The 422-nt window shown below is 60.4% G+C and carries 1 protein-coding gene; it reads right to left on the minus strand.

Translation table 11 applies throughout. The features are described from left to right. The coding region (locus AC0L3U_RS38505) for an LTA synthase family protein (RefSeq protein ID WP_473364979.1) at positions 1–422 on the minus strand (422 nt) is incomplete at both ends.

The raw sequence follows: 422 nt of genomic DNA on the forward strand, positions 1-422 counted from the left end.
CTTCCTTGCCTGCGCTGCCGGCGGTGTGGTCGGCGACGAATACGAAGATCGTGTTATCGAACCAGGGCTTCTGGCGCGCGGCGTCGAGGAACTGGCCGATGGCGTAGTCGGTGTATTTCACCGCGCCGTCGCGGCCCTTGCCGGATTTGATATCAATACGCCCGTCCGGGTAGGTGTAGGGACGGTGGTTGGAGGTGGTCATCAATTGCAGCAGGAACGGCTGCTGCTTGGCGTAGTCGGCGTCGGCCAGTTTCAGGGTTTGTTTGTAGAGGTCCTCGTCGGCCATGCCCCAGGCATTTTTGAACGAGATTTCCGCTTCGGGCACGCTGCTCTGGTCGACGACGCGGTAGCCATTGCCGCTGAAAAACGCGTTCATGTTGTCGAAATAGCCGCGCCCGCCGTAGACGAACACGCTGTCGTAG

Source organism: Bradyrhizobium sp. Kon69 (assembly GCF_055807515.1).